The following is a 22818-nucleotide window of genomic DNA, read 5'->3' on the forward strand; positions in this document are numbered from 1 at the left end:
CAGGAGTGGTGGAGTGGAACCATGCGCGCTGTCATCATGCACGGCCCCGGCGATGTCCGGGTCGAGGACGTTCCGAAGCCGGATCTCATCGAGCCCACCGACGCGATCATCCGAGTGGATGCCGCGTGCATCTGCGGATCGGACCTGTGGCCGTACCGCGGCATCGACAATCCCGCCTGGCCGATCCAGATGGGCCACGAGTACATCGGCACGGTGGAACGAGTCGGCTCAGACGTGCACGACCTCGCCGTGGGCGACTACGTGGTCGGCTCGTTCATGGCATCCGATGGCATCTGCGAGATCTGCCGGGCCGGCTACCAGTCGCGCTGCATCCACGTGGTGGGCATGGGGTCGGTGGGCACGCAGGCCGAGTACGCGCGCATCCCGTGGGCCGACGGCACGCTGGTGAAGGTGGAGGGCGAGCTCACCCCGGCGCGCCGACGCGGCCTGCTGGCGGCATCCGATGTGCTGGGAACCGGCTGGTTCGGCGCCGTCGCCGCTGAGGCGGGACCCGGCAGGACCGTGGCCGTCGTCGGCGACGGCGCGGTCGGACTGTCCGCCGTCCTCGCCGCCGCGCGCCTGGGCGCCGACCGCGTGATCGCGATGTCCCGGCACGCCGACCGGCAGGCGCTCGCGCGCAGCTTCGGCGCCACCGACATCGTCGAGGAGCGCGGGGACGCCGGCATCACCGCCATCAAGGAGCTCACCGGCGGCTACGGCGCGCACTCCGTGGTCGAGGCCGTCGGCACGCAGGAGTCCATGGCGCAGGCCATGCGCTCCACCCGCGCCGGCGGGCACCTCGGCATCGTCGGGGTCTCCCACGACGTGACGCTCAGCGGCAGCGAGCTGTTCTACTCCGGCATCCACCTGCACGGCGGCCCCGCGCCGGTGCGCCGCTTCCTGCCGGAGCTCATCGACCTGATCATGAACGACGACATCGATGCGGGCGCCGTCTTCACACTCACGCTTCCCTTCGACCAGGCGGCCGACGGCTACCGGGCCATGGACGAGCGCCGCGCGATCAAGGTGATGCTGGAGTTCTGACCCCGATCACGCGCTTCGGCGCGCTCACGCGCTTCGGCGTCCGACCAGCGCAGGCGCCAGGAGCAGATCGGTGGGCCGCCCGCCGTCTATCAAATCGACCAGGCGGCGGACGGCCTGCTCGCCGAGCGCGTCGAAGTCCTGCCGCACGGTGGTCAGCGGGGGCTGGAACTCGGCGGCATCCGCGATGTCGTCGAAGCCGATCACGGCCACGTCCTCGGGCACGCGGCGGCCGGCGTCGGCCAGGGCCCGCAGGGCGCCGAGGGCCATCTGGTCATTCGCGACGAACAGCGCCGTCGCATCGGCCAGCTCACGGATCTGCGCGTATCCGGAGGCCGCGCTCCAGTCGCCGCGCACGACCTCGGGCTCCGGAGCGCCCGCGTCGCCCAGCGCCTCGCGCCAGCCCCGCTCGCGCTCGGCGGCGGCGTACGAATCCGCGGGACCCGCCAGATGGTGCACGGTGCGGTGGCCGGCTGCCAGCAGGTGCTCGGTCGCGGTGCGCGCGCCGGCGGCGTGGTCTGTGCCGATGACCGTGAAGCGCTGATCGGGCAGGGAGTCGACGACGACCAGGCGCAGACCGGCGGATGCCGCATGCCGGGCCAACGCGGTCGCCTCGTTGAGCACGATCGCGCCGTCCACGCCCTGATCACGCAGCCGGTCGAAGGCGTCGTCGATGCTGCCGTCGGCGCCGAGCGTGACGACGGTCACGGCGTAGCCGCGGGATGCCGCGGACTCCGCCACGGCCTGCAGCATGCGCGAGTTGCCGATGGTGGCGAGGGTCTGCGCCACCAGGCCGATGGTGTGCGAGCGGCCGGTGCGCAGGGCGCGGGCCGCACGGTTGGGCCGGTAGCCCAGCTCGGCCATGGCCTGCTCCACGCGCGCACGGGTCGCAGGGTCGACGCGTGGGCTGTCGTTGGCCACGCGGGAGACGGTCTGCCCCGACACGCCGGCCCGCTGGGCGACCATGGCCATCGAGACGCGCTTCTGCGGCATCCGCTCTCTCCTTCTCCCGACGTTCACAACTCCGGATTGTTGACGTTACCACTCAGGTCGCGATACCGTGTTTACGTGAACATCAGCGAATCTCCGGAGTTGCAGACCACCGAGCTCGGTGCAGGCGTGCTCAAGCGCGCCACGACGCTCGCCGACGGCCGCGAGCTGTTCTACTTCGACGACCCCGGCACCTCCCTGGGCGCCGAGCGCGCGGTCGACGCCCGCGAGCTGGATGCCCGTCCCGAGACCGCCACGATGCGGCAGGACATCCTCTCCGGCGACTGGATCACATTCGCCACCAAGCGGCAGAACCGTGTGATGATGCCCTCCTCCGACGCCGACCCGCTCGCTCCGCAGACCCCGGCAAACCCCTCCGAGGTGCCCGCCCGCTACGACGTTGCCGTGTTCGAGAACCGCTCGCCGTCGTTCGGGCCCGCGCTGAACACGGCCACCGGCGGCGCGCCGGCAGCCGTCAACCCCACGCGCGGCCTGGACGACCTGGCCGAGCTCGGCATCGGGCGCACCCGCACCAGCGTCGGCCGATGCGAGGTGGTGTGCTTCAGCCCCGACAGCGCCGGCTCCTTCGGCACCCAGTCCGTCACCCGCGCCCGAACCGTCATCGAGGCCTGGGCAGACCGCACGGCGGCTCTCTCCGCGCTGCCGGGCATCGAGCAGGTGTTCCCGTTCGAGAACCGCGGTGAGGCCATCGGCGTGACCCTGCCGCATCCGCACGGCCAGATCTACGCCTACCCGTACGTGACCCCGCGCACGCAGCGCCTGCTGGACAGCATCCATCGCACGGTGCCCGACCTGATGGATCGCGTGCTGGCCTCCGAGCGCTCCTCCGAGCGGGTCGTGCTCAAGGGCGAGCACTGGACGGCGTTCGTGCCGTTCGCCGCGCGATGGCCGCTGGAGGTGCAGCTCATGCCGCACCGTCACGTGCCCGACTTCGCCGCTCTGAACGATGCCGAACGCGACGAGCTGGCGCCGCTCTATCTGCGGCTGCTGCGCGGAGTGGATGCCCTGTACTCGACACCCACGCCGTACATCGCGGCCTGGCACCAGGCTCCCGTGCACACCGGCCGCGAGACCGTGCGCATGCGCCTGGAGCTGACGAGCCCCCGCCGCGCCGAGGACAAGCTGAAGTTCCTCGCGGGCTCCGAGGCCGCGATGAGCGCGTGGACCGCTGAGATCCTCCCCGAGGTGGCGGCTTCGCGTCTGCGCGATGCCATCGCCGCCATCCCCGAATTCTGACCCGCCCAGCCCCAGGAGCACCCATGACCGCTGCCGACGCAGCCCGCGACCTGTTCGTCGCCGCCCACGACCGCCGGCCCGACGGGATCTGGTCCGCACCGGGTCGCGTGAACCTGATCGGCGAGCACACCGACTACAACGAGGGCTTCGTGCTGCCGTTCGCCATCCAGCACCGCACCTATGCGGCGGTGGCACTCACCGGCACCGACGAGATCCGCGTGCGGTCGACGTTCGCCGAGGGGGAGGTCAAAGCGCACATCTCCGATCTCGATGGCTTCTTCCCCACGCCGGCCGGGCAGGTACCGGCCGTGCCGGAATGGTCGGCGTACGTATTGGGCGTGGCATGGGCGCTGCGGATGCGAGCCGGCGACCCTTCGACAGGCTCAGGGGCCCAGGGCTTGAGCTCCACGGCTCAGGACCCGGACGGCGCGACTCGGTTCCGCGGCGTCGACATCGCGATCGCCTCCGATGTGCCGGTGGGGGCGGGGCTCTCCTCGTCCGCGGCGATCGAGGGGGCTGTGGCATCCGCTCTCAACGATCTGTGGGAGCTGGGCCTGGACCCGGTGACGCTCGCGCAGATCGGCCGACGTGCCGAGAACGAGGCGGTCGGCGCGCCCACCGGGATCATGGATCAGATGTCGTCGATGCTCGGGCAGCCCGACGCGGCGACCTTCATCGACTGCCGCAGCCTTCAGACGCGCTCCATCCCCACGGGGTTCCACGATGCCGGGCTGGAGGTGCTGGTGATCGACACGCAGGTCAAGCACGCGCACGCCACCGGTGGCTACGGCGAGCGCCGGGCCTCGTGCGAACTCGGGGCGAAGCTGCTCGGCATCCGCTCTCTGCGCGACGCGTCGGTCGCCGACCTGCCCCGCGCGGCCGAGGTCATGGACGAGGTGACGTTCCGCCGCGTGCGGCACATCGTCACCGAGAACCAGCGCGTGCTGGATACCGTCGAGGCGCTCACCCAGCGGGGTCCGCGGGCGATCGGCGACCTGCTGGTGGCCTCGCACGTCTCCATGCGCGACGACTTCGAGATCTCGTCCGTCGAGCTCGATGTGGCCGTCGACACGGCCCTGGCGAACAGCGCGGTCGGCGCCCGGATGACCGGCGGCGGGTTCGGCGGCGCCGCCATCGCGCTGGTCGCGCACGCTGACCTGCAGCGGGTGTCGGATGCCGTGATCGCGGCCTTCGCGCAGGCCGGCTTCGCCACTCCGCACCTGTTCACGGTCGAACCCTCGGAGGGCCCGCGCCGCGACGCCTGACCCCGCAGCACCGCCGCCCCTGCTGAGCGTCCTCGCCCCTGCTCAACTGCGCTGCTGAACAGGGGCGGCGGCGCTGAACAGGGGCGAGGATGCCCGACCCCGTCTGGAACAATGGAGACAGTGCGCGCGACGCGCGCCCGGAAGGAGACCCATGTCCTGGCTTGTCACCGGCGGCGCCGGCTACATCGGATCGCACGTCGTGCGGGCACTGGCCTCCGCCGGGCTCACCCCGATCGTGCTGGACGACCTGTCGAGCGGGCAGCCCGCGTTCGTGCCCGAGGGCATCGTACTGGTCGAGGGCAGCATCCTGGACCGCGAGCTCGTCGAGCGCACCCTGCGCGAGCACGATGTTCAGGGCGTGATCCACGTCGCGGGCTTCAAGTACGCCGGCGTCTCGGTCGACCGTCCGCTGCACACGTATGCGCAGAACGTCGAGGGCACCAGGGTGATCCTCGAGGCGATGGATGCCGCGGGCGTGACGAACATCGTGTTCTCCTCCAGCGCCGCCGTGTACGGCACTCCCGATGTGGAGCTGGTCGTCGAGGACACCGCCAAGAAGCCGGCCAGCCCGTACGGCGAATCCAAGCTCATCGGCGAGTGGCTGCTGCGCGACCTGGGAGTCGCGACCGCGGCATCCGATGCGCCCCTGCGGCACACCTCGCTGCGCTACTTCAACGTGGTCGGCTCCGCCGACCCGACGGTCTACGACGTGAGCCCGCACAACCTGTTCCCGATCGTGTTCGAGGCACTGCTCGAGGGCCGCACGCCGCAGATCAACGGCGACGACTACGACACACCGGACGGCACGAACGTGCGCGATTACGTGCACGTCGGCGACATCGCCGCCGCCCATGTCGTGGCCGCGCAGCGCCTGGCGAACGGCGACCCGATCGAGCCGGCCTACAACCTCGGATCCGGTGACGGGCTGAGCGTGAAGCAGATCATGGATGCCATGGTGCGCGTCACCGGCATCGACTTCGTCCCCGTGATCGGACCGCGCCGCCCCGGCGACCCGGACCGGATCGTGGCCGCCGGTGACCTGGCGGCACGCGACCTGGACTGGACCATGCGGCACACCGTCGACGAGATGGTGCGCTCGGGCTGGGAGGCACGGCGCAACGCCGGCTGATGCTGATCCGCGGTGCCACCTCCGCTGATGCCGACGGCATCGCCGAGGTGCACGTGCGCTCCTGGCAGGCCGCCTACCGCGGGCTGATGCCGCAGCACGTGCTGGACGGCCTGTCGGTCGCCGAGCGCGCTGCCGGCTGGGCACGCATCCTCGCCGAGACCCCGCGTCGCACGCTGGTCGCTGTCGACGGCGAACGGGTGGTCGGCTGGGCGAGTTTCGGCGATGCCAGGGATGCGGATGCCGGTGAGCCGGACTCCCGCGGCGGCACCGGTGAGCTGTGGGGCATCTACGCGCATCCGAATGCCTGGTCCACCGGCGTGGGCCACCTGCTGCTGACGGCCGTCGAGCGGGAGCTGGGGGATGCCGGGCACGAGACCGCCTACCTGTGGGTGCTCGACGGGAACGAGCGCGCGTCGACCTTCTACGAGCGGCACGGCTGGCATGCCGACGGCGGCATGAAGATCGACAGGCGCCCGGGCTTGGAGCTGCGCGAGCTGCGGCACGTGACGCGCCTGCACTGACACGACAAGGATCGATGGCAGCACGATCGGAACGGCGATCAGCGCCACGACCACCCCGGCCGCCGAAGTCGGCCTCGCACCCGCAACCCGCGCCGTCGTGCCCTGGCCTGAGCCAGGACACGACGCGTGCTCAGGCGTTGCCGACCGCGATCAGCTGCTCGATCTGCTCTCGACTGACGCCCATGCCTGGGAACCCGGCCAGGCGCCCGATCGGGAAGGACGCCATCATCGTGGCCATCGCATCGTCGCTCATGAGGCCGGCATCCGCCGCGCCCGCCGCGAGATCCTGCATTCCTGCCAGCTGCGCGCGCACGATCGGCCCCACCACGGGGTGCGCCATGAGCTCGCCGACCGAGGAGTTCATCGTCAGCGGCATCCGCACCTCGTCTCCGGCGACATCGACGCCGGCTGATCCGCGCAGGTCGCGGCTGGATGCCCCGACCTCCACCCGGTAGGCGCCGCCCTCGACCACCCACCGGTCGACGCGGATGTCCCAGTACGCCAGATCCTCACGGCGCACCACGATCTCGACATCCTGCGAGGCGCCCGCAGCGATCTCGACCGAGGCGAAGCCCTTCAGCTCGCGGGGTGCGCGCTCGACGACCGACTCCTCGGGAGCGACGTAGACCTGCACGACCTCGCGTCCGTCTCGGTCGCCGGTGTTCGTCACGGTCACAGAGACCGACACGTCGCCGCCGGCGGTGACGGATGCGACAGGCTCACCGTACTCGAACGTCGTGTACGACAGGCCGTGCCCGAAGGGGAAGGTCACGTCGATTCGGCGCTGGTCGTACCAGCGGTAGCCGATGAACAGCCCCTCCCCGTAGCGGACGTGCCCGAAGGAGCCGGGGAACGACCCGAACGCCGGGGTGTCCTCGAGCCGCTGCGGGATGGTCTCCGCCAGCCGCGCCGAGGGGTTCACCGCGCCGGTGAGCACGTCGACCGTGGCGGAGCCCCCTGCCTGGCCGAGCAACCAGGCCTCGACGATCGCCGGCACGCGGTCTGCGAAGGGCAGCGCGACGACGGCGCCGTGCGAGAGCACGACGACAGTGCGCGGGTTCACGGCCAGCACCGCATCCAGCAGCTCCACCTGCCCGGCCGGCAGATCGATGTGCTCGCGGTCGAAGCCCTCCGACTCCTCGGCATCCGTCAGCCCGAGGAAGACCACGGCCACGTCGGAACCGGATGCGAGCGCCACGGCCTCTGCGCGAAGCGCGTCGGCATCCGATCCGTCGAACGCGAATCCGGGCGCGAAGCCGACGCGGTCTCCTGCGGCCTCGCGGAATGCGTCCAGCGCCGTGTCCACGCGCGTGGGGTTGATGTGCGACGACCCGCCGCCCTGGAAGCGCGGGGTCCTGGCGAACTCCCCGATCAGGGCGATGGATGCCGTGGGGGCCAGCGGCAGCAGTGCGTCATCGTTCTTCAGCAGAACGATCGAGCGCCCGGCGACTTCGCGCGCGAGGGCGTGGTGCGCGTCGACGTCGAGCGCACCGGCTGCCCCCGGGCGCTGCTGCGCCCTGCCCACCAGCTCCACGACACGTCCCGCCGCCGTATCCAGCACCGACTCGTCGATCGTTCCGGCCTCCACGGCCGCCACGATCTGCGCATCCGTGTCACCGCCACCGCCGGGCATCTCGAGATCGAGGCCCGCGACGAGTGCTGCCACGCGATCGTTCACCGCGCCCCAGTCCGAGACGACCAGCCCCTCGAAGCCCCACTCCTCACGCAGCACCCGGGTCAGCAGCCACGGATCCTGTGATGCGTAGACGCCGTTGATGCGGTTGTAGGAGCACATCACCGTCCACGGCTGCGCATCCTTGACCACCCGCTCGAAGCCGCGCAGGTACAGCTCGCGCAGCGGCCGGGCGTCGATGTCGGCCGACACCCGCATGCGGTCCTTCTCCTGGTTGTTGGCGGCGAAGTGCTTCAACGACGCCCCGACGCCTTGGGATTGGATGCCGCGGACGAGTCCCGCGCCCATGACGCCGGACAGCAGCGGGTCCTCGGACATGTACTCGAAGTTGCGCCCGCACAGCGGCGAGCGCTTCAGGTTGATACCGGGGCCGAGGATCACGGCGACGTCCTCGATGCCCGACTCCACCCCCAGCGCGACGCCGACCCGCTCCGCGACCTCCGGATCGAACGTCGATCCGAGGGCAGTGGCGGGCGGGAAACAGGTCGCGGGGACGCTGTCGTTCAGGCCGAGGTGGTCGCTGTCGCCGGACTGCTTGCGCAGGCCGTGCGGGCCGTCGGTGAGCATGATCGAGGGGATCTCGCCCACTGCCTTGGTGGTCCAGAAGTCGGCGCCGCTGGTGAGCGAGGCCTTCTCGGCTGTGCTCAGTGCGGCGACGATGTCGGTGCGGTCGGTCATGTCTTCTCCGTTCGTCGGCGGGTCGGGGGATGCGGGCGCTCAGGCGCCTGCGCTTCGGGAAGCGGTGCGGGGCGGGGCATCGGCCGCGCCGCGGTGGCCGAGGAACCACGGTCGGCGGTGCAGGTCGCGTGTCAGCCACGGCTGGAACGCCCACCACAGCACGAGCGCCACGCCGATGCCGGCCGCGGCGCCGGTGATGCAGTCGCTGAACCAGTGGGCGTTGATCAGGGTGCGCTGCCAGATCATCCCGACGATCAGCACCGCGCCGATGACGATCATCGCGACCCGCGACCCGCGCCGCGCGAGCGGCACGAGCGCGAGCAGGATCACGGCGAGGGCACCGGCGCTGACCGCATGGCCCGACGGGAACGAGCCGTGATCGACGGGGAACAGCGGCCCGTACAGCCCCATGGCCTGGTCTGTCGCCGGGCGCGGCCGATTGACGGTGTTCTTCAGCGCCTGCGAGACCAGCCCGGGCCCGGCCAGCTGCACGGCCAGCACGAACAGCGCAGTGCGCCAGCGTCCGACCGCCGCCAGCACGATCGGCAGGATGAGCATCAGCACGCCCATGCCGGGCAGCTGCCCGAGGTGCTGGAAGAACATCGGCAGGAACCAGGTGTACGCGCCCGAGTCCGGCCCGACCCCGATCATCCGCCGCCAGGCGTCGTCGAGGCCCTGCGTCCACGGGGCTGCCGGATCCGCGGCGACGGCGATCCCGTGGAGGCCGACGACGACCAGCAGCACGATTCCTGCCCACAGCAGACCGCGGGTGCGCGGAACGCGCGCCACGACCGCAGCATCCGTCTTCTTCGCCGCGCCGCTCACAGCAGCGCCTTCACCGACGAGTACGCGTCCTCCGCATCTCTGGTGGACACGTCGTAGACGCGGGCGATCTGGCGGACGGCATCGTGCTCCGGCCACCCGGGATCGCCGGTGCTGACGAAGGCGACCACCCCCGCGTGCACGATGTCGGCGAGGGTCTGCGGTGGGTTCGGGCCCGCCAGCGGCACCATCGCGGGACCGTCGAGGCAGTCGAAGAAGAACGGCACGTCGAGGCAGTGCTCGGCGAAGCCGAACACGCCCGACGGCCACGAGAACCGGTACAGCCAGGTGGGGGCCTTCCCGCGGTCGGCGGCGATCCGCAGCACGGCGGTGCGGAACATCCGGTCGGTGAGCACGCGGCCTGCCAGTCGCGCCTTGCCGAGCGCGACGACGTCCGCGTTGGCTTCGAGGTAGGCGCGGCGGCGGCCCTTGGCGACGCCGAGCCTGCCCAGCAGGATTCCGCGGGGCACCCAGCGCAGCATCTTCGCGGCATCCCCCATCGCCATCGAGAACTCGTCATCGGTGGTGCCCATCACCAGCGGCTTGTCCGCGCCGACTCCGGCGCGCAGCGACTCGCGCGTGGGGCGCGGGATCAGGTCGCCGTCGACGGACGGCCCCAGCGGCAGCCCCTCCTCGATGATCTTGTCCATGGCCCTGGGGTCGAGTGCGGTCGCCTTCTTCTGCAGCTCGAGCAGCGTCTCCTCGGGCACGCTCGCGAAGCCGTCGCGGGTCGCCGCGACACCGGCGGATGCCGCGAGCTGACGTCCGAACTCCTCCGAGCGCTGCGCGCTGACGTCGGCCAGCGCGCCCGAGACCGCGTACACGCCGTGGAAAAGGTGCTGCGCCTTCTCCATGCCGAGCAGGGTGAGCACCGCGCCGCCTCCGGCGGACTGCCCGGCGATGGTCACCCGACTCGGGTCGCCTCCGAACGCGGCGATGTTCTGCTGCACCCATTCCAGGGCCAGCATCCAGTCGCGCACGCCGCGGTTGGAGGGGGCGCCCTCCATCCATCCGAAGCCGTCGAAGCCGAGCCGGTAAGAGATCGACACGGTCACCACGTCGTCGCGGTTGAAGTTGCGTCCGTCGTACCAGGGGCTGGCGGGCGACCCGGCGAAGTAGCCGCCGCCGTGGATCCACACCAGCACCGGGAGCCCGGCGCCGTCGGCCGGGTTCTCCGGTGACGGCGTGAACACGTTGACATTCAGCGTGCTCTCGCCGGGGATGCTGGGCTCGGGGATCAGGGTGACCCCGGGGTCGCCGCGCTGTGCGGTGGCGCCGAACTCCAGGGCGTCCCGCACGCCCTCCCAGGGCGCTTTCGGAACGGGCGCCGCGAACCGCAGCTCACCCACCGGCGCCTCCGCGAACGGGATGCCGAGGAATCCCGCCGAACGGGGGTTGCCGCGCCCACCGGTGGTGGGCCGCCAGCTTCCGCGCACGCGCCCTGCGGACGTCTGCACCTCGACGTATTCGGTGTCTGTGCTGTTCACAGCATCCGCTCCTTCTCCTGTTCCTACTTCACGCCTCGGATCGGGGCCGTCGCCACGGCCGCCAGCACGACGAACACCATCGCGAACACGAACAGCGACGAGTAGCCGCCGAACGACGTGATGATGATCGCGGCGATCGCCGCACTCATCGCCTGCGGGATGTTGGTGGCGACGTTGAGGATGCCGAGGTCCTTGCCCGCCGCGGTGCCCTCGCTGGGCAGCACCTCGGTCATGAGCGCGGCGTCCACCGACATGTACAGGCCGAAGCCGATGCCGTTGATCACGCTCATCGCGATCATCCCGGTCATGTCCGGCATGAACATCGGCATCGACAGGCCCACGACCATGATCGCGGAGGCCACGTAGATGAACACCTTGCGACGACCGACCCTGTCGCTCCACCAGCCCGACAGCATGACGGCGATCAGCGTCGGCACGAGCGCCGCGAGGGTCAGCGTGACGCTCGCGCCCTGCGCCTCGGTCAGCGACATGCCGATGTAGTCCTGCAGCAGGTAGAGCTGGTACGAGAACACCACGAAGTAGCCGAGGATCAGCAGGAAGCGCGCTCCGAACGCCCACGCGAAATCGGGGTGCCTGCGCGGGTTGACCCAGAACCCCTTGAAGAAGCCTCCCCAGCTGAACGGGTCGACGGCGGCCTGCTTCGAGGACCAGTCCTTGTTGATCAGCACGAACAGCACGGTGACAACGAGCACGGCGGCGCCGAACGTGGAGTAGCCGATGCCGATCTGCGAGCCGAGGGCCGCGGCGAGCATGACGCCGAGTGTCATGCCCAGCTGCGTGCCGAGACCGATCATGGCGCTGGCCGTGCCGCGCCTGGACCGCGGGAACCGGTCGGCGGTGATGGTGGTCAGCGGCGCCTGGAGGAAGTTCAGCGCCACCTGGATGATCACCCAGAACACGGTGATCCAGAGGATGTCCCTCAGCGACCCGAGCCCGAACAGGAAGACGGCGCCGACGATCGCGCCCATCACCATGAACGGAGCACGGCGGCCGAACCGCGACCGGGTGCGGTCGCTGAGCGCGCCGGCCAGCGGCTGCGCGAACAGCGTGAACACGAACGACGTGGTGACGACGATCGCGAGGTTCGCCACCTTGTTCTTCTCGTCGATGAGCGCGACCTGGCTGGGGAGCAGGATCGCGATGAGGCCGCCGTAGGTGGCGAACAGCGTGAGCGCGGTGACCAGCATGCTGGGCAGCAGCGCCTTGCCTGCGGGCGGGCTCGCGGCGGGTTCGCCTGCGGCAGGCGGCGTGGAGGAGATCAGCCCGGTGGGCGCGTTCTCGTGGGTCGGGTCGTGCGGAGGAAGAGTCATGTCAGCTCCTCGTTGAGCAGATAGGGCATAGATGCCGAACGGTGTTCGGTTTCCAGACTCATCGTCGCAGACGCCGGGCGGTCGCGCAAGCCATTACCGAACATCGTTCGGTAATGGCTTGCGCGACGAGTACTGTGGACGCATGGCACGACGAGGGGCGTACGCGAAGGGCGTCGCCAAGCGCGAGGAGATCCTCGAGGTGGCTCTGGGGATCGTCGCCGAGGTCGGCTACGGCAAGGCATCCGTCCGCGCCATCGCGGATGCCGCGGAGCTGAGCCCCGCCGGACTGCTGCACTACTTCGGCTCCAAGGAGGAGCTCTTCGTCGCCGTGCTCGCCGCACGCGACGCGCGCGACTCCCGCGAGAACGACGGAAGCGACTTCGCCCATGCGTTCCTCGCCGTGATACGGCACAACGCGTCGGTCCCGGGTCTCGTCCGGCTCTACGCCCGACTGGCGGCGGATGCCGGCGACCCGCAGCATCCCGCCAACGGGTTCTTCCGGGAGCGCACCGCACGGCTGGAGGGCATCGCCCGCCTCGCCGTGGTGCAGGCCCAGGAGGCCGGAGACATCCGCCCTGACGTCTCCCCCGAATGGGTCATGCGCGTGCTGCACGCCACGGCGGACGGCCTGCAGACGGCGTGGATGCTGGATCACTCCATCGACATGGCCGCGGATCTGGAGGAGCTGCTCCGCATCCTCCGCCCGGCGTGAGGCCGCCCATTCGCGACGCCGGCGGTAGCCTGAACCCGATGAACGCGATCGTGCAGACGGCGGAGGGGCCCGTCCGCGGCATCCGCCGCGCCGACGGATCGTACGCATTCCTCGGCATCCCGTACGCCGCTCCGCCCACCGGAAAGAGGCGCTTCCTGCCTCCGCAGCCGGTGGCGCCCTGGACCGCGCCGTTGGACGCGACCGCGTACGGCCCGACGCCGCAGCGGCGCCCCGAGGACAACGCCATCATCCCCGAGCCGAGCGTCCCCGGCGCCGCGACCCTGAACCTCAACGTCTTCTCACCGGCGCTCGACGGGCGGGCACCGGTGCTGGTGTGGATCCACGGCGGCGGCTACTCCGCGGGGTCCTCCGCGAGCCCCTGGTACGACGGAGGCACGTTCACCCGCGACGGCATCGTGCTGGTGAGCATCTCGTACCGGCTGGGCTTCGACGGCTTCGGAGTGATCGACGGCGCGCCCGACAACCGCGGTGTCCGCGACTGGATCGCGGCGCTCGAGTGGGTGCAGCGCAACGTCGCGTTCTTCGGTGGCGATCCCTCCCGGGTCACGATCGCCGGGCAGTCCGCCGGCGGCGGAGCCGTGCTCACGCTGTTCGGGATGCCTGCCGTGCAGCACCTGTTCCATGCCGGGATCTCGATCAGCGGAGCGCTCGGCGACCTGCCCCGCGATCTGGTGCGACGGCGCAGCGAGCAGCTGGCGGAGACCGTCGGCTGCGCACCCACGCTCGAGGGCTACCGTGGCGTGCCCGAGCGGGAGCTGACCCGTCACCAGTACCAGGCGTCATTGCTGGGCAGAACCGGGCTGGCAGAGGCCACCGCGCCGCTGGCCGATGGCCTGCCGTGGGGCCCGGTGATCGACGGCGATCTGATCCCCCGCCCGACGCTGGATGCGTTCGCCGAGGGCATCGGCGAGCGCAGGCCGCTGCTGCTGGGCGCCGCCGATGACGAGTTCACGATGGGCTTCGAGGCCATCCCGCGGATGCTGCGGTGGATCCCCGCCCGGATCGCGCTGCGCGCGCTGGAAAGCGTCAGCGCGCTGCGGCGGCACTGGCTGCGCGCCAACCGCACGCGGCGGGGGATGGTCCCCGTGCTGGGCCGCTACGTCACCGATCGGGTCTTCCGCTCGGTCGTCGTGCGCGCGGCCGAGTCGCGACGAGCTGCCGACACCTGGGTGTACGGGTTCACGTGGCGCTCTCCGGTGAACGGCTGGTCCCACCACTGCCTGGACGTGCCCTTCTGGTTCGACTGCCTGGACGAGGAGCACGTCGCGGCGATGACGGGTCCGCATCCACCGCAGCAGCTCGCCGACGAGATGCACGCGGCGGCCGTCGCATTCGTGTGCGACGGGGATCCCGGCTGGCCCGCCTGGCGCACCGAGCCGGGCATCACGCGCGTGTTCGGGGATCAGCCCGCTCTCTCCCGCAGCGCCTACGACGACGCCCTGCCGCTGGTGTGACGCCCCCGCGGTGCCGCATACTGCCCGCTGCTCGGTGCTCCGCGCCTGCTGGTCTGCGATCGGGCACAGCGCGGGGTCTGGATGGCGGGCACACGCGCCGGATGGCAGCAATCCAGGACCCGCGAAGACGCTGAGCTGCGCCGGCAGACGACGACGCCCTGCCGCAGGACCCAGAGCACCAGGGGCGAGCGGCAGGGCGGCGGGTATCGCGGCTCAGCGCACCGGGTCGAGAAGCGGGATCTCGTAGCGGTGCGGCGTGCCGAAGCGGTGCGCGGTGACCGAGACGGCCTGCTCGCGCAGGAACGTCAGCAGCTCCACGCGGCCGGCGGAGACCACCGGGTTCGCGTAGATGGCCAGGCTCGGCGAGCCGTGCACGGCCTCGGCGGTGGCCAGCGCGGTCGTGCCGATCACGCGCACACGGCCGGCCGTCGCGGCCAGGCGCTGCGCGTGGGCGGCCCAGGCCGCAGCATCCTCGGTCACGACGGTCACGTCATGCGCGCCCAGCCAGGTGACGACGGCGGCCGGCAGAGCGGAAGCCGTGCTCACGGTGACGTGCGAACCGGCGCGCACGCCGGCGGCGGCCACGCGAACGACCTCGGCCACGCGCTCGCCCTCGTAGCGGACGGTGACGGGCACGGCCTGGTAGCGCAGCGCGTTCTGCTCGGTGACCAGGCCGGTCGCGTCGCGGACCACGCCGAACTCGGCATTCCAGGCGTCGATGTCGGTGGCAAGCGCCCCGCGCAGCCAGGCCTCGTCGTCGCCTTCGACCAGCTTCAGGGCCGAGGCGCCGAGAGCGTCGAGCTTCGTGGTGCTCCTGGCCGGAGCATCCGTCCACTCGCTCAGCCCGACGAGGTAGTTGGGGCCACCGGCCTTGGAACCGGCGCCGACGGCGGCCTTCTTCCAGCCGCCGAACGGCTGGCGCTGCACGATGGCGCCGGTGGTGCCGCGGTTGACATACACGTTGCCGGCCTGGATGCCGGCCAGCCACTGCTGGATCTCATACTCGTCCAGCGAGTGGATGCCGCTGGTCAGGCCGTAGTCGATGTCATTGACGATGTCGATCGCCTCGGCGAGGGTGTCGGCGGTCATGACGCCCAGCACCGGGCCGAAGTACTCCACGCGGTGGAACTCAGACCCGCGCTTGACGCCCTCGCGGATGCCGGGGGTCCACAGCCGGCCGACCTCGTCGAGCTTGTGCGGCTCGAGCATCCAGGACTGGCCGGGGTGCAGCTCGGTGAGTGCGCTGAGCAGCTTGCCCTCGGCAGGTCCGATCAGCGGGCCGATGCGGTTGGAGCCGTCCTCCGGCGCGCCCACCTCGTACGAGCCGACGGCGTCGATGAGCTGGCGGCGGAACCGCTCGGACTTCGCGGCGGAGCCCACCAGCACGACCAGTGAGGCGGCCGAGCACTTCTGGCCCGCGTGGCCGAACGCCGAGTAGGCGACGTCCTTCGCTGCGAGGTCCAGGTCGGCCGACGGCGTGACGATGATGGCGTTCTTGCCGCTGGTCTCGGCCAGCAGGGGCAGGTCGGCGCGGAAGCCGCGGAACAGCTCTGCGGTCTCGTAGCCGCCGGTGAGGATGACGCGGCCCACGGCCGGGTCGCTCACCAGCTTCTCGCCGAGGGAGCGGCCGTCCAGCTGCACGTACTGCAGCACGTCGCGGGGCACGCCGGCCTCCCACAGCGCCTCGACCATGACCGCCCCGGAGCGGCGGGCCTGACGGGCGGGCTTGATGATGACCGGCGAGCCGGTGGCCAGCGCCGACAGCGTGGAGCCGGCGGGGATGGCGACCGGGAAGTTCCACGGCGGCGTGACCACGGTCAGGCCCACGGCGTGCTGCTCGGCGCCGTCGACGTGGGCGAGCTTGCGGGCGGACTCGGCGTAGTAGTGCGCGAAGTCGATGGCCTCGCTCACCTCGGGGTCGCCCTGCTCGATGACCTTGCCGGCCTCGGAGCCCATCACCTCGAGCAGCTCGGCGCGGCGCGCCTCGAGCACGTCGCCCGCGCGGTGCAGGATCTCGGCACGGCCGTCGGCGCCCAGCGCGCGCCACGCCTCGCCGGCGGCGACACCGGCGGCGATGCGCTCGGCGACCTGCTCGGCCGTGGTCAGCGTGTTCGCCGCCACGGTGTCATCGCCGAGCTTCGACGCGACCATGCGCGAGCGGATGGCGTCGGCCCAGTCGCGGTTGGCCTTCAGCGACGGGTCGGTGTCGGGGGTGTTGACGAAGCCGTCGCGCAGCGCCGGGGCGGCCGGCAGCTGGCGGTTCTGCGTGCGATTCGGGCCGGGCACCTCGGTGGGGATGCCGGCGACGGATGCCAGGAAGCGATCCTTCTCACGCTCGAACAGCGTGGGATCGGCATCCAGGTCGAACACGGCCGACATGAAGTTCTCCTGCGACGCGCCCTCCTCCAGACGACGGATCAGGTACGCGATCGCGACGTCGAACTCATCGGGGTGCACGACCGGCGTGTACAGCAGCAGCGAGCCGACGGTGCGCTTGACGACCTGCGCCTGCGCAGTGGCCATGCCCAGCAGCATCTCGAACTCGATGCCGGAGGTGACGCCGCGCTTGGAGGCGAGCAGCCAGGCCAGCGCGATGTCGAACAGGTTGTGACCGGCGATGCCGATGCGCACGTTGCCGATGTGCTCGGGCTGCAGCGCGTAGTTCAGCACGCCCTTGTACGAGGAGTCGGACTCCTGCTTGGACGACCAGGTGGCCAGCGGCCAGCCGTGCGACTCGGCGTCGACGGTCTCCATGGGCAGGTTGGCGCCCTTGACGATGCGCACCTTGATGGGCGCGCCGCCGGCTGCCACGCGCGCTGCGGCCCACTCCTGCAGGTGCATCATGGCGGCCAGGGAGTCGGGCAGGTAGGCCTGCAGCACGATGCCGGCCTCGAGGCTCTTGAACTCGGGACGGTCCAGGATGCCGGTGAACACCGCGATCGTCAGGTCGAGGTCCTTGTACTCCTCCATGTCGAGGTTGATGAACTTCTTCGGTCCGCGCTTCGGGTTCACGGCGATCTCGTACAGCGGGTGCAGCGCCTTGATGGCGTGCGCGACGGCCTCATCGAACGCCCACGGACTGTGCGGCGCGACCGTGGAGGAGACCTTGATGGAGACGTAGTCGACGTCGTCGCGCAGCAGCAGGCGACGGGTGCCCTCCAGGCGGCGGACGGCCTCGTCCTGGCCGAGGATGGCCTCGCCCAGCAGGTTGACGTTCAAGTCGACGCCCTGGGTCTCGCGGATGTGCTTGATGGCGGCGCCGAGCTTCTCGTCACGGGCGTCGACGATGAGGTGGCGCACCATCTGACGCAGCACGGCACGGGCGGAGGGGACGACCACACCGGGGAGCATGGTGGCGGTGGCGCCGCCCAGGCCGATGGCGCCGCGCATGATGGCGGGCAGGAACGCGGGGGTCAGCGGCACGAGCTCCTTGAGCTTGGCGGCGGCGACCTTCAGGTCCTCGGGGCGCACGACGCCGTCGACGAAGCCGACGGTGAAGTCCAGACCGTTGGGGTCGCGCAGCACGCCGGCGAGGCGCTGTCCGGCGGCATCCACCGGCACGGCGCGGCTCTCGACGAGCCACTTCTTGACGAGGGCGACGGCGTCGTCGGCCAGTTCTGCGAGATCGGAGACGGACGCTTCGGAAGCGGACACTGGGGTGCTCATGCTCTCAGGATGCCGTGCTGGACCGTCTATGAAAAGCGATGGTTTCCGATGGATAATATTCACTGTCATCGAATGATTGCGGAGGCTTCGGATGTTCGAGCTGAGACGGCTGCGCCTGCTGCACGAGCTGGCGCTGCGCGGCACGATCGCGGAGGTGGCGGCATCCCTCTCCTACTCCCCCTCGACCGTCTCTCAGCAGCTGAATCTGCTGGAACGAGAGGCCGGAGTCGCGCTGCTGGAACCCGACGGGCGCAGGGTGCGGCTGACGCCGCAGGGACGGATGCTGGCGCAGCACGCCGCACGTGCGCTGGAGCTCGACGAGGCGGCGCACGCCGCGCTGGCCACGCACGCCGGCTGGGAGACCGTGCGCCTGTCGGCCATGCCGACCGCTGCGGAGACCATCGTGCCCGCCGCGCTCACCGACCTCGCCGCGCGTGCGCCACAGCTCCGAGTGGAACTGGCCGAGCTGCCGCCGGAGGAGAGCCTGTTCGAGCTGTGGGCGCGCCGGTTCGACCTGGTGATCGCCGAGCAGTACCCCGGCCACACGCGTGAGCTGCGCGACGGCGTGGAGCACGACCTGCTGGGCGAGGATCCGATCCGGATCGTGCTGCCCCCGTGGGAGCATCCGACTCCCCTGCACGAGCTGCGCGACCGCGCGTGGGTGATGGAGCCGGAGGGCACGGCGGCCCGGCAGTGGGCCGTGCAGCAGTGCCGCGCCGCGGGCTTCGAGCCCGACATCCGCTACGAGGCCGCAGACCTCACCGCGCATGTGCGGCTGGTGGCGGCGGGCCTGGCGGTCGGCATGCTGCCCGACCTGATCTGGGGCGACGAGCCCAGCCCGCTCACGGTGGCCGACCTGCCCGGCTCCCCCGTGCGCGAGGTGTTCACGGCCGTGCGGTCCTCCTCGCGTGCCGACGAGTCGGTCGCCATCGTGCGCACGGCGCTGCGCGAGTCTTTCACCGCCCACCACCGCATCGCCCCGTAGAGCCCGTCCCTATCGCCCCGTAGAGCCCGTCCCTGTGGCGCAATGCTCCCTGTCCTGAGCGGAACCGGAGCTTCTCGCGCCAGAGAGTCGGGCTGTGGCGCGGTCAGAGCACGCGGACGGTGGCGTGCGGGATACGGGCCTGCATCACGCGGACGGCCTCGGGGTTGTCGTCGACCAGCACGGCATCCCGGCCGAGCGCCGAGGCGACGGCGCCGGTCGTGCCGGAGCCGGCGAACAGGTCGAGCACGCGGTCACCGGGCCGCGAAGACGCCTGCACGATGCGGCGCAGGATGCCCTCCGGCTTCTGGGTGGGGTACCCGGTCTTCTCATGCCCCGTGGTGGGCACGATCGTGTGCCACCACACGTCGGTGGGCAGCTTGCCGCGAGCGGCCTTCTCGGGCGTGACCAGCCCTGGCGCCATGTACGGCTCGCGGTCGATGTCGTCGGAGTTGAACACGTACTCGCGGGGGTTCTTCACGTACACCAGGATCGTGTCGTGCTTTGTGGGCCAGCGACTGCGCGACTTCGCGCCGTAGTCGTACGCCCAGATCAGCTCGTTCAGGAACGAGTCGCGGCCGAACACGGCATCCAGCATCACCTTGGCGTAGTGCGCCTCGCGGTAGTCCAAATGCAGGTACAGCGTGCCGTCATCGGCCAGCAGGCGCCAGGCCTCCTGCAGCCGCGGCACGAGGAAGTCGCCGTAGTCGTCGAACCGGTCGTCGTACGCCCGCAGCATGCCGCGCACCCGCTCGTACGCCAGCCCGTGGAAGCCGTGCCGGACCTCGCCCTCCGGCTCATCGCCTGCCCGCCGGGCTGTGACCACCTGCCGCTCCTGCGTGCGGCCGGTGTTGAACGGCGGGTCGAGGTAGACGAGGGTGAAGGATCCGGATGCCAGAGTCGCAGCCACTGCGAGGTTGTCGCCCTCGATGATCTCGACGACCCCCGGTTCAGGAGCGGGGCTCATGGAACGCGGTGCAGCCACGCGTCGGTCGCGAACTTCGAGGCCACCAGGGCCTCGGCGTCCGCGTACTCGTCGGGTGCGATGTGCCCGTCGTTCGCGCCGGTGAGCGCCCGGAACGTCTCCTTGAACCGCGCGATGATCTCGGACCGCTCCATGCCTGTCTGCGTGCGCAGCGGGTCCACGCGCTTGGCGGCCGACGTGGTGCCCTTGTCGCTGAGCTTCTCGCGGCCGATGCGCAGCACCTCGGTCATCACCTGGCCGTCGATGTCGTACGAGATCGTGGCGTGATGCAGCACGCCCCCGTTGGCCAGGCGCTTCTGCGCGGCGCCGCCGATCTTGCCCGTGGGCGAGGCGATGTCGTTCAGCGGCTGATACGTCGCATCGATGCCGATCGAACGCAGCGCCTGCAGCACCCAGTCGTCCAGGAACGCGTAGGAGTCGGCGAAGGTCATGCCCTGCACCAGGGATGCCGGCACGTACAGCGAGTACGTGATGATCTGCCCCGCCGCCATCATCATCGCGCCGCCACCGGAGATCCGGCGGACGACGTCGAACCCGTGCCGGGCTGCGCCCTCGGGGTCGACCTCGTTGCGATACGACTGGAACGAGCCGATCACCACGGCCGATTCGTTCCACTCCCAGATGCGCAGCGTGGGGCGGCGCAGCCCCCGGCCGACGCGGTCGGTGAGCACCTCGTCCAGCGCCAGGTTCATGCGCGGCGAGACAGCCTCGTCGTGCACGATCTCCCAGTCGAAGTCCCGCCATCCGGGAGCCGTCACCAGTGCGCGGCGCACGACCGTGCCCACGGCCTCGGGCGAGAAGCCCAGCAGCTGGGCGCCGGAGGGCAGTGCCGCACGGACGGCGGCGGCGATCGTGGCGACGTCGGCCTCGACGGGCATGCCCTCGATGGCGGCGTTGATCGCCTCCAGCGCCGTGTCCGGCTCGAGGAAGAAGTCGCCGGCCAGCCGGAAGTCTCGGATCAGCCCGTCTTCGACCTCCAGGTCGACGACGACGAGCTTGCCACCAGGAACCTTGTACTCACCATGCACGGCTCCAGCTTATGCCGGGCTGGATCAGGACCGATGGCCGGTCACCTCAGCCACGTGCGGGGAAGCGCTGATCGAGCCAGGCCAGCACGTCGGCGCGCACCTGCTCCTGCTGCAGCTCGTTGAAGATCTCGTGCCGGGCATCCGGGTACACCAGCGTCGTCACGTCGGACAGCCCCGAGCGGTTCCGGTACGCGTCGGCGAGCTTGTGCACGCTGCGCGGCCCGCCCACCGGGTCGTCGCGACCCACCATCAGCAGCACCGGCACATCCGCCCCGATGTCCTTGCGAGGCCGGCCGTACATGCGTGCGGCCTCGACCGGCCCGAAAAGCTTCAGCAGCGGCACCTCCGTGGTCAGCGGGTCCTCGTGGAAGTCGTGCCACACGGCGGGATCACGAGACAGCCACTCCAGCCCGTCGGCATCCGGCCCGTCCCACCTCCTGTTCAGCGGCAGCGCGTTCATGTCGGTCGGGGTGCGGTAGGCGGATCCACTGAGGACGACGGCGTCGTAGGCGTCCGGATGCCGGTTCAGCAGCATCTGCGCGAGGAACGAGCCCCAGGAGTGCCCCAGCAGCACCAGCGGCAGGTCGGGGTGCTCGGAGCGGATGATGCCGGTGAACTGCCAGCAGGCCGTGACGGTCGCGCGCATGCCGCCCTTGCCGAGGTGCCCCAGCTTCGCCGGCCCGCCCCACTGCCGGATGCCGGTGCGCCCGTGTCCGCGGTGGTCGTCGGCGTACACGTGGAATCCCGCACCCGTGAGGTCCTCGATGAGCGCCCCGTAGCGACCGGCGTGCTCGCCGACGCCGTGAAGCAGCTGCACGACTCCGCGGGCCTGGCCCTGCGCCTCGTAGACGTCGTAGACGATGGCGACCCCGTACGCGTCGGTGAACTCCACTGTTCTCTTCGCGACGCCGCTCTCAGAAGACATGCCCCGAGTCTACGGATGCCGGGCGGTCACGCCGCGGTCACGGCTCCGCGCAGTGCTGCGATGATGGCCAGCGCCGTGTCGCGGTCGGTGACCTCGTAGCCGCCGACACCGTCGCTGGCGGACCCCATCCGCACCGATCCACCCGCCGCATTCGCCGGCACAGTGCGCTTGGCGGAGAAGTGCACGGCATCCACCCCGGATTCCGCGACGGCGCGCACGCTGTGCTGGTCGATGCCGCTGCCGGCCATGACTTCGATACCACCGGCAGCCTCCTCGACCAGGGCGCGCAGCACGGCGATGCCGTCGACCGCGCGCGACGCCCCGCCGGACGTGAGCACGCGGCGAAGGCCCAGTTCGCGGGCCGTGCGCAGCGAGGCCACCGGGTCGGGTGTCGTGTCGATGACTCGATGCAGGGTTACGGATGCCCCGTTCGCGGCGTCCACGAGTCGGACCAGTCCGTCGCGATCCAGGGTGCCGTCCGCCTGCTGGCATCCGACCACCACGCCGTGCGCGCCGGCGGAGATCGCGTCGCGCACATCCCGCACCATGACACCCAGTGCATCCGGGCCGTAGTGGAAGCCGCCCGCCCGGGGGCGGACGAGCACGTGCACCTCGGGGCCGGCATCCCCGGCCTCGGCCAGCACGCTCTCGAGAGTGCCCCGCGAGGGGGTGAGCCCGCCGAGCGCCAGCGCCTGCGCCAGCTCCACACGGGCGGCGCCCAGCTCACGGGCGACGCGCATGCCGGAGATGTTCTGGACGGCGAGTTCGTAAGGAAGGTTCACGAAATCCATTTTCACACTTCAGCGGCGATCCACCGGATGTTGAACATTG

General features: G+C 70.9%; 18 protein-coding genes. 8 read left to right on the top strand and 10 right to left on the bottom strand.

Annotated elements, in window-relative coordinates; translation table 11 throughout:
• Positions 1-21 precede the first annotated feature (21 nt).
• Positions 22-1044 (top strand): zinc-dependent alcohol dehydrogenase family protein, encoded by a 1023-nt coding sequence (locus WA967_RS00475; RefSeq protein WP_424418912.1) that lies wholly within the window; start codon positions 22-24, stop codon positions 1042-1044.
• A 24-nt stretch (positions 1045-1068) separates the two neighbouring features.
• On the opposite strand, the gene WA967_RS00480 is transcribed toward WA967_RS00475, so the two are convergent.
• A complete protein-coding gene (locus tag WA967_RS00480) occupies positions 1069-2034 on the bottom strand; it encodes a LacI family DNA-binding transcriptional regulator (RefSeq protein WP_424418914.1) in 966 nt (321 codons plus the stop codon).
• Between the two features lie 75 nt (positions 2035-2109).
• On the opposite strand from WA967_RS00480, the gene galT reads away from it, so the two are divergent.
• From galT to WA967_RS00500, 4 genes are all read left to right on the top strand, one after another.
• Positions 2110-3288, top strand: coding sequence for a galactose-1-phosphate uridylyltransferase (gene galT, locus WA967_RS00485; protein WP_424418916.1), 1179 nt, complete (start codon positions 2110-2112; stop codon positions 3286-3288).
• A gap of 23 nt (positions 3289-3311) precedes the next feature.
• Entirely contained in the window at positions 3312-4553 is a 1242-nt protein-coding gene (gene galK / locus WA967_RS00490) for a galactokinase (protein ID WP_424418918.1), read from the top strand.
• 151 nt (positions 4554-4704) lie between these two features.
• Positions 4705-5682: a UDP-glucose 4-epimerase GalE gene (gene galE, locus WA967_RS00495; RefSeq protein WP_424418920.1), complete on the top strand. Its 978-nt coding sequence runs from the start codon at positions 4705-4707 to the stop codon at positions 5680-5682.
• On the top strand, positions 5682-6203 hold the full coding sequence (locus WA967_RS00500) for an N-acetyltransferase family protein (RefSeq protein ID WP_424418922.1): 522 nt from the start codon (positions 5682-5684) through the stop codon (positions 6201-6203). Before galE ends, WA967_RS00500 begins: the two co-directional genes overlap by 1 nt.
• Before the next feature lie 130 nt (positions 6204-6333).
• Here WA967_RS00500 and WA967_RS00505 read toward each other — a convergent pair whose 3' ends face one another.
• From WA967_RS00505 to WA967_RS00520, 4 genes are read right to left on the bottom strand one after another with little or no spacing between them, the layout of a single operon-like run.
• Positions 6334-8574 carry a glycoside hydrolase family 3 C-terminal domain-containing protein gene (locus WA967_RS00505; RefSeq protein WP_424418924.1) on the bottom strand — a complete coding sequence of 747 codons (2241 nt, stop codon included), beginning with the start codon at positions 8572-8574 and terminating at the stop codon, positions 6334-6336.
• A gap of 39 nt (positions 8575-8613) precedes the next feature.
• The gene (locus WA967_RS00510) at positions 8614-9399 is read right to left on the bottom strand and encodes a phosphatase PAP2 family protein (protein WP_424418926.1); all 786 of its coding nucleotides are present in this window, start codon (positions 9397-9399) and stop codon (positions 8614-8616) included.
• A complete protein-coding gene (locus WA967_RS00515; protein WP_424418928.1) occupies positions 9396-10883 on the bottom strand; it encodes a carboxylesterase/lipase family protein in 1488 nt (495 codons plus the stop codon). Before WA967_RS00515 ends, WA967_RS00510 begins: the two co-directional genes overlap by 4 nt.
• Before the next feature lie 23 nt (positions 10884-10906).
• Entirely contained in the window at positions 10907-12214 is a 1308-nt protein-coding gene (locus WA967_RS00520) for an MFS transporter (RefSeq protein WP_424418930.1), read from the bottom strand.
• 142 nt (positions 12215-12356) lie between these two features.
• On the opposite strand from WA967_RS00520, the gene WA967_RS00525 reads away from it, so the two are divergent.
• Both WA967_RS00525 and WA967_RS00530 read left to right on the top strand, forming a co-directional pair.
• Entirely contained in the window at positions 12357-12926 is a 570-nt protein-coding gene (locus WA967_RS00525; protein WP_424418932.1) for a TetR/AcrR family transcriptional regulator, read from the top strand.
• A 38-nt stretch (positions 12927-12964) separates the two neighbouring features.
• A complete protein-coding gene (locus tag WA967_RS00530; RefSeq protein ID WP_424418934.1) occupies positions 12965-14401 on the top strand; it encodes a carboxylesterase/lipase family protein in 1437 nt (478 codons plus the stop codon).
• A 213-nt stretch (positions 14402-14614) separates the two neighbouring features.
• On the opposite strand, the gene WA967_RS00535 is transcribed toward WA967_RS00530, so the two are convergent.
• Positions 14615-18067, bottom strand: coding sequence for a bifunctional proline dehydrogenase/L-glutamate gamma-semialdehyde dehydrogenase (locus WA967_RS00535; protein WP_424418936.1), 3453 nt, complete (start codon positions 18065-18067; stop codon positions 14615-14617).
• 91 nt (positions 18068-18158) lie between these two features.
• On the opposite strand from WA967_RS00535, the gene WA967_RS00540 reads away from it, so the two are divergent.
• Entirely contained in the window at positions 18159-19052 is an 894-nt protein-coding gene (locus tag WA967_RS00540; RefSeq protein ID WP_424418938.1) for a LysR family transcriptional regulator, read from the top strand.
• A gap of 103 nt (positions 19053-19155) precedes the next feature.
• Here WA967_RS00540 and WA967_RS00545 read toward each other — a convergent pair whose 3' ends face one another.
• The 4 genes from WA967_RS00545 to WA967_RS00560 are packed head-to-tail and all read right to left on the bottom strand — an operon-like array spanning position 19156 to position 22778.
• Positions 19156-20016, bottom strand: coding sequence for a DNA-methyltransferase (locus WA967_RS00545; protein ID WP_424418940.1), 861 nt, complete (start codon positions 20014-20016; stop codon positions 19156-19158).
• Positions 20013-21062: a lipoyl protein ligase domain-containing protein gene (locus tag WA967_RS00550; RefSeq protein ID WP_424418942.1), complete on the bottom strand. Its 1050-nt coding sequence runs from the start codon at positions 21060-21062 to the stop codon at positions 20013-20015. Before WA967_RS00550 ends, WA967_RS00545 begins: the two co-directional genes overlap by 4 nt.
• A gap of 46 nt (positions 21063-21108) precedes the next feature.
• Positions 21109-21987, bottom strand: a complete 879-nt coding sequence (locus tag WA967_RS00555; RefSeq protein WP_424418943.1) for an alpha/beta hydrolase — start codon at positions 21985-21987, stop codon at positions 21109-21111.
• Positions 21988-22013: 26 nt separating this feature from the next.
• Entirely contained in the window at positions 22014-22778 is a 765-nt protein-coding gene (locus WA967_RS00560; protein WP_424418945.1) for a copper homeostasis protein CutC, read from the bottom strand.
• Positions 22779-22818: the final 40 nt, after the last annotated feature.

The organism is Microbacterium sp. (assembly GCF_049650565.1).
Taxonomy (GTDB): domain Bacteria; phylum Actinomycetota; class Actinomycetes; order Actinomycetales; family Microbacteriaceae; genus Microbacterium.

What these genes read in the sequence shown, in the direction of transcription:
- WA967_RS00475 (WP_424418912.1), top strand. Translation starts at nt 22, where the DNA reads ATGCGCGCTGTCATCATGCACGGCCCCGGCGATGTCCGGGTCGAGGAC.
- WA967_RS00480 (WP_424418914.1), bottom strand. Translation starts at nt 2,034, where the DNA reads ATGCCGCAGAAGCGCGTCTCGATGGCCATGGTCGCCCAGCGGGCCGGC.
- galK (WP_424418918.1), top strand. Translation starts at nt 3,312, where the DNA reads ATGACCGCTGCCGACGCAGCCCGCGACCTGTTCGTCGCCGCCCACGAC.
- galE (WP_424418920.1), top strand. Translation starts at nt 4,705, where the DNA reads ATGTCCTGGCTTGTCACCGGCGGCGCCGGCTACATCGGATCGCACGTC.
- WA967_RS00500 (WP_424418922.1), top strand. Translation starts at nt 5,682, where the DNA reads ATGCTGATCCGCGGTGCCACCTCCGCTGATGCCGACGGCATCGCCGAG.
- WA967_RS00505 (WP_424418924.1), bottom strand. Translation starts at nt 8,574, where the DNA reads ATGACCGACCGCACCGACATCGTCGCCGCACTGAGCACAGCCGAGAAG.
- WA967_RS00520 (WP_424418930.1), bottom strand. Translation starts at nt 12,214, where the DNA reads ATGACTCTTCCTCCGCACGACCCGACCCACGAGAACGCGCCCACCGGG.
- WA967_RS00525 (WP_424418932.1), top strand. Translation starts at nt 12,357, where the DNA reads ATGGCACGACGAGGGGCGTACGCGAAGGGCGTCGCCAAGCGCGAGGAG.
- WA967_RS00530 (WP_424418934.1), top strand. Translation starts at nt 12,965, where the DNA reads ATGAACGCGATCGTGCAGACGGCGGAGGGGCCCGTCCGCGGCATCCGC.
- WA967_RS00535 (WP_424418936.1), bottom strand. Translation starts at nt 18,067, where the DNA reads ATGAGCACCCCAGTGTCCGCTTCCGAAGCGTCCGTCTCCGATCTCGCA.
- WA967_RS00540 (WP_424418938.1), top strand. Translation starts at nt 18,159, where the DNA reads ATGTTCGAGCTGAGACGGCTGCGCCTGCTGCACGAGCTGGCGCTGCGC.
- WA967_RS00545 (WP_424418940.1), bottom strand. Translation starts at nt 20,016, where the DNA reads ATGAGCCCCGCTCCTGAACCGGGGGTCGTCGAGATCATCGAGGGCGAC.
- WA967_RS00555 (WP_424418943.1), bottom strand. Translation starts at nt 21,987, where the DNA reads ATGTCTTCTGAGAGCGGCGTCGCGAAGAGAACAGTGGAGTTCACCGAC.
- WA967_RS00560 (WP_424418945.1), bottom strand. Translation starts at nt 22,778, where the DNA reads ATGGATTTCGTGAACCTTCCTTACGAACTCGCCGTCCAGAACATCTCC.